The sequence below is a fragment of the Streptomyces griseorubiginosus genome (assembly GCF_017614965.1).
Taxonomy (GTDB): domain Bacteria; phylum Actinomycetota; class Actinomycetes; order Streptomycetales; family Streptomycetaceae; genus Streptomyces; species Streptomyces griseorubiginosus_B.
This window is the reverse complement of sequence record NZ_WVUG01000467.1, coordinates 1-4,758: the sequence shown is the minus strand read 5'-3', so window position 1 is coordinate 4,758 and position 4,758 is coordinate 1. Positions and strand designations below refer to the sequence as shown.

Genomic DNA, 4,758 nt, shown 5'->3' with positions numbered 1-4,758 from the left:
GGGGGCGGCTGCGGCGGGGGCGGCAACTGAGCCAGGACGCGGCCCAGAAACGAGACGCGGCCCCGGGTCACGTACCCGGGGCCGCGTTGTCGGTTACAGCGTCTTGCCCGTCGTCGGCCCGACGATCAGGCCATCTCCGAACGCGTCCACCCGGACCGTGTCGCCGTCCTTGACCTCGCCCGCCAGGATCTCCTTGGCGAGGCGGTCGCCGATGGCGCTCTGGACGAGGCGGCGCAGCGGACGGGCGCCGTAGGCCGGGTCCAGGCCCTCCGTGGCGAGCCAGTCCAGCGCCTCGTCGGTGATCTCCAGGGTGAGGCGCCGCTCCGCCAGCCGCTTGGCCAGACGGTCGATCTGGAGCTTGGCGATGCGCTCCAGCTCGGTCTTGGTCAGCGCCGAGAAGACCACCAGGTCGTCGAGGCGGTTGAGGAACTCCGGCTTGAAGGACGTCCGGACCACCTCCAGGACCTGCTCCTTCTTCTCCGCCTCGCTGGTCAACGGGTCGACCAGGAACTGGCTGCCGAGGTTTGAGGTCAGCACCAGGATCGTGTTGCGGAAGTCGACCGTACGGCCCTGACCGTCCGTCAGACGGCCGTCGTCCAGCACCTGCAGCAGCACGTCGAAGACCTCGGGGTGCGCCTTCTCGACCTCGTCCAGCAGCACCACGCTGTACGGCCGCCTGCGCACCGCCTCGGTCAGCTGACCGCCCTCCTCGTAGCCGACGTAGCCGGGAGGCGCGCCGACCAGACGGGCGACACTGTGCTTCTCGCCGTACTCGGACATGTCGATGCGGACCATGGCCCGCTCGTCGTCGAAGAGGAAGTCGGCGAGCGCCTTGGCGAGTTCGGTCTTGCCGACGCCCGTCGGGCCCAGGAAGAGGAAGGAGCCGGTCGGGCGGTCGGGGTCGGAGATGCCGGCGCGGGTGCGGCGCACGGCGTCGGACACCGCCTGCACGGCCTCCTTCTGGCCGATCAGGCGCTTGCCCAGCTCCTCCTCCATGCGCAGCAGCTTCTGCGTCTCGCCCTCCAGCAGGCGCCCGGCGGGGATGCCGGTCCAGGCGGCGACGGTGTCCGCGATGTCGTCGGAGCCGACCTCCTCCTTGACCATGGTGTCCTTGGCGGCCTCCTCCTCCGCTTCCGACGCGGCCTCCAAGTCCCGTTCCAGGGCCGGGATCTCGCCGTACAGCAGCTTGCTGGCGGTGTCGAAGTCGCCGTCGCGCTGGGCGCGTTCGGCGGTGCCGCGCAACTCGTCGAGCTTCTCCTTGAGTTCACCGACGCGGTTGAGGGACTGCTTCTCCTTCTCCCAGCGGGCGGTCAGGCCGCGCAGCTCCTCCTCCTTGTCGGCGAGGTCGCGGCGCAGCTTCTCCAGCCGCTCGCGGGAGGCCGGGTCGGTCTCCTTCTCCAGCGCCAGCTCCTCCATCTTCAGCCGGTCGACGGCGCGCTGGAGTTCGTCGATCTCGACCGGGGAGGAGTCGATCTCCATGCGCAGCCGCGAGGCGGCCTCGTCGACGAGGTCGATGGCCTTGTCGGGGAGGAAACGGGAGGTGATGTAGCGGTCCGAGAGGGTCGCGGCGGCGACGAGCGCGCTGTCGGCGATCTGGACCTTGTGGTGGGCCTCGTAACGGCCCTTGAGGCCGCGGAGGATCGCGATGGTGTCCTCGACGGTGGGCTCGGCGACCAGGACCTGCTGGAAGCGGCGCTCCAGGGCGGGGTCCTTCTCGATGCGCTCGCGGTACTCGTCGAGGGTGGTGGCGCCGACCATGCGCAGTTCGCCGCGGGCCAGCATGGGCTTGAGCATGTTGCCGGCGTCCATCGCGGAGTCGCCCCCGGCGCCCGCGCCGACGACGGTGTGCAGCTCGTCGATGAAGGTGATGATCTGGCCGTCCGAGTCCTTGATCTCGGCCAGGACGGTCTTCAGCCGCTCCTCGAACTCACCCCGGTACTTCGCCCCGGCGACCATCGCGCCGAGGTCCAGGGCGACCAGCCGCTTGTCCTTCAGCGACTCGGGCACGTCCCCCTTGACGATCCGCTGGGCGAGCCCCTCGACGACGGCGGTCTTGCCGACGCCGGGCTCGCCGATGAGGACGGGGTTGTTCTTGGTGCGGCGCGAGAGCACCTGTACGACGCGGCGGATCTCCTGGTCGCGGCCGATGACGGGGTCGAGCTTGCCGTCCCGGGCCGCCGCCGTGAAGTCGGTGCCGAACTTCTCCAGGGCCTTGTACTGGCCCTCGGGGTCGGGTGTGGTCACCCGGCGTCCTCCCCTCGCCTTCTGAAAGGCTTCCTGCAGCTTCTTGGCACTGGCCCCCTGCCCGGACAGTACGTCACCGGCCGGCCCGCCCTTGGCGGCGATGCCGAGGAGCAGGTGCTCGGTGGAGAGGTACTCGTCGCCGAGGTCGCGGGCGCGCTCGGTGGCGTCGGCGATGACGGCGAGCAGCTCGCGGTTGGGCTGCGGGGGCGCGACGGTGGAACCGGTCACGCTGGGCAGTCCGGCGAGGATCTTCTCCGCTCCGGCGCGTACGGCCGCCTGGTCGGCGTCGACGGCGGCCAGCAGGTCGGTGATGTTCTCGTTGTCCTGCCCCTGGAGCAGTGCGAGGAGCAGGTGGGCGGGGGTGAGGTCGGGGTGCCCCTCGGTCACGGCGCGGTTGCTCGCCGCGTTGATGGCGTCCCGGCTCCGGTTGGTCAGCTCGGCGTCCACGTTCGCGCTCTCCTCCTGCCACGTTCTCCAGTTGCTGACTCAGTCAGCGTACACAAAGTTGAGTCTATTCCACTCAAGGGTAGAGCAGGAGGTCCCCAGGGGCTAAGTTCCGGGCATGGCGACCTACACCCAGGACCCCGGCGCCCCGGACCCCGCGTACCTCCGTTTCTGGCGGGAACGCCACCTGTGCACACTGACCACCCTCCGCCCGGACGGCAGCCCGCACGTGGTGCCCGTCGGTGTCACATACGACCCCGAGGCGCGACTGGCTCGGGTGATCACCAACAAGTCCAGTACGAAGGTGGCCCATGTGCTGGCGGCCGGATCCGAGGGGGCACGGGTCGCCGTGTGCCAGGTGGACGGGCGGCGCTGGGCGACGCTGGAGGGCCGGGCCGCCGTACGGACGGACCGCGCACGGGTCGCGGAGGCCGAGCGGCGCTACGCCGAGCGCTACGAGCGCACGCCGGCGCCGAATCCCGACCGGGTGGTGATCGAGATCGAGCTGACGCGGGCGATGGGGCAGGGGTGACGCCGGGCGGTTCGCGGTACCGGCCGAATTCCGGCCACTGGCCGACGGTCGCCGCTTGGCCCGATATCCCGAAATGTCGCCCAAAGCTGCAGCGGCGTCACCGTGTTCAGGTCACGGTGACGCCGCTGCGGGGGGAAGCACCTGAGCGATCTGTTACGACGGGGGAATCGCGTCAGGCACTGCGGGGGGTGGCTGAGATGGTCCGAACTTGGGGGGTTTCCGGTTCCACCAGCCGATGGTCTCGTTGGTCCAGGTTCACAAAGATCATTCCGTACCGGACGGCACACCGCACGGGCTGCGGCGCCCCCCGAGGCCGCCGCAGGCACCGGTACGCCCGTACGTCCTCGTCCTCGTCCCGCGTGACGACGACCGGCTCACCGAAGACGGTCACCATCAGCGAGTCACCGGAGTGGGGGATCGCGGTGACGAGGTCGATGAAGTGCCAGCCCGAGCGGTAGGCGGTGGCCATCTCGCGGCGGAAGGAGCGGTCGTCGGGTGGGGTGGTCATGACTGCACGGCCCACGTGCTGTCGCTGGGCGCCACCCACGTGCTGTCACTGGGCGCGACCCACGTGCTGTCACCCGGGACGTCCGCCGCCGTGACGACCCACGTACTGTCGCCGGCCGCGGCGGCGGAGACAGAGGTCGTGCGCCAAGTGCTGTCCTGCGCGCTGTCGCCCTTCGCCCCCGTGAGGCCGCCGAGTACTCCGAAGGCCACAGCGGTGGAGAAGGCGGCGACAAGCGCCGAGCGAAGCATTCTCTTATGCATAGTCGGCTTCGTCCTCATGTAAAGGTCACCTCTCCCCCGTCCGAATACGACGATGGCCCATTCCGGCACGTCATGGCCACACAAACGATGCATCATGTTCCTGCACGTTCAGGACCCTGGGGGGTGGAGATTTGGCGATAAATGAGACTAAGCGGACACATCCCCACGGGCTGACCGCCCTGTGCGAGGACGGGCGCCGCCTTTACGGGAACGCTCTCCGGACGGGACGCCTAGCCCGTGCGGATGTGGAACCCGCGCCCTGTTTGATGGAGTTCGCCCTCCTTCATCCCGATCCCGACGACCCGAACTGGCTACGCCCGGTACCCCCCTCGATCGCCCTCGCCCAGCGGCTCAACCCGATCGAGCACGAGATCACCCAGCGCCGCCGGGAGTCCATCGAACTCGCCGACGCTTTCGAGCCGTTCATGAGCATCAGTGCCCAGCCGACGGCCACCACTCACTCCATCACCGTGCTGGAGGGCCTGGACCGGATCAACGCGGCGCTCGACCTGGCCACCGCCCAGACCCAGACGGAGATGCTCACGGTCCAGCCGAGCCGTCGCCGCCTGGAGCACACCCTCGCCCAGGGCCTCAACCGGGACCGTCCGCTGATCGAGCGGGGCTGCCGCATCCGCACGCTGTACCAGCACCCCGCCCGCTACAGTCCGGAGACGCTGGCCTACGTCGCCCAGTTCACCGACGGCAAGGTCGAGTACCGGACAATCGACGAGCTGGTCGAGCGGCTGATCATCTGCGACGAGACCGTGGCG

General features: G+C 69.5%; 3 protein-coding genes and 1 pseudogene. 2 read left to right on the top strand and 2 right to left on the bottom strand.

Going from position 1 to position 4,758, the window contains the following annotated elements; all coding sequences use genetic code 11:
- Nucleotides 1–93: 93 nt before the first annotated feature.
- Entirely contained in the window at nt 94–2,691 is a 2,598-nt protein-coding gene (clpB, locus tag GRC12_RS41975) for an ATP-dependent chaperone ClpB (protein WP_208785704.1), read from the bottom strand.
- Between the two features lie 115 nt (nt 2,692–2,806).
- Between clpB and GRC12_RS41970 the strand changes: the two genes are divergently transcribed.
- Nucleotides 2,807–3,220, top strand: a complete 414-nt coding sequence (locus tag GRC12_RS41970; RefSeq protein WP_208785703.1) for a pyridoxamine 5'-phosphate oxidase family protein — start codon at nt 2,807–2,809, stop codon at nt 3,218–3,220.
- 172 nt (nt 3,221–3,392) lie between these two features.
- Here GRC12_RS41970 and GRC12_RS41965 read toward each other — a convergent pair whose 3' ends face one another.
- Nucleotides 3,393–3,728, bottom strand: a complete 336-nt coding sequence (locus GRC12_RS41965) for a hypothetical protein (RefSeq protein ID WP_133044153.1) — start codon at nt 3,726–3,728, stop codon at nt 3,393–3,395.
- Between the two features lie 430 nt (nt 3,729–4,158).
- Between GRC12_RS41965 and GRC12_RS41960 the strand changes: the two are divergent.
- Nucleotides 4,159–4,758: pseudogene (locus GRC12_RS41960) on the top strand (helix-turn-helix transcriptional regulator); the annotation flags it as partial.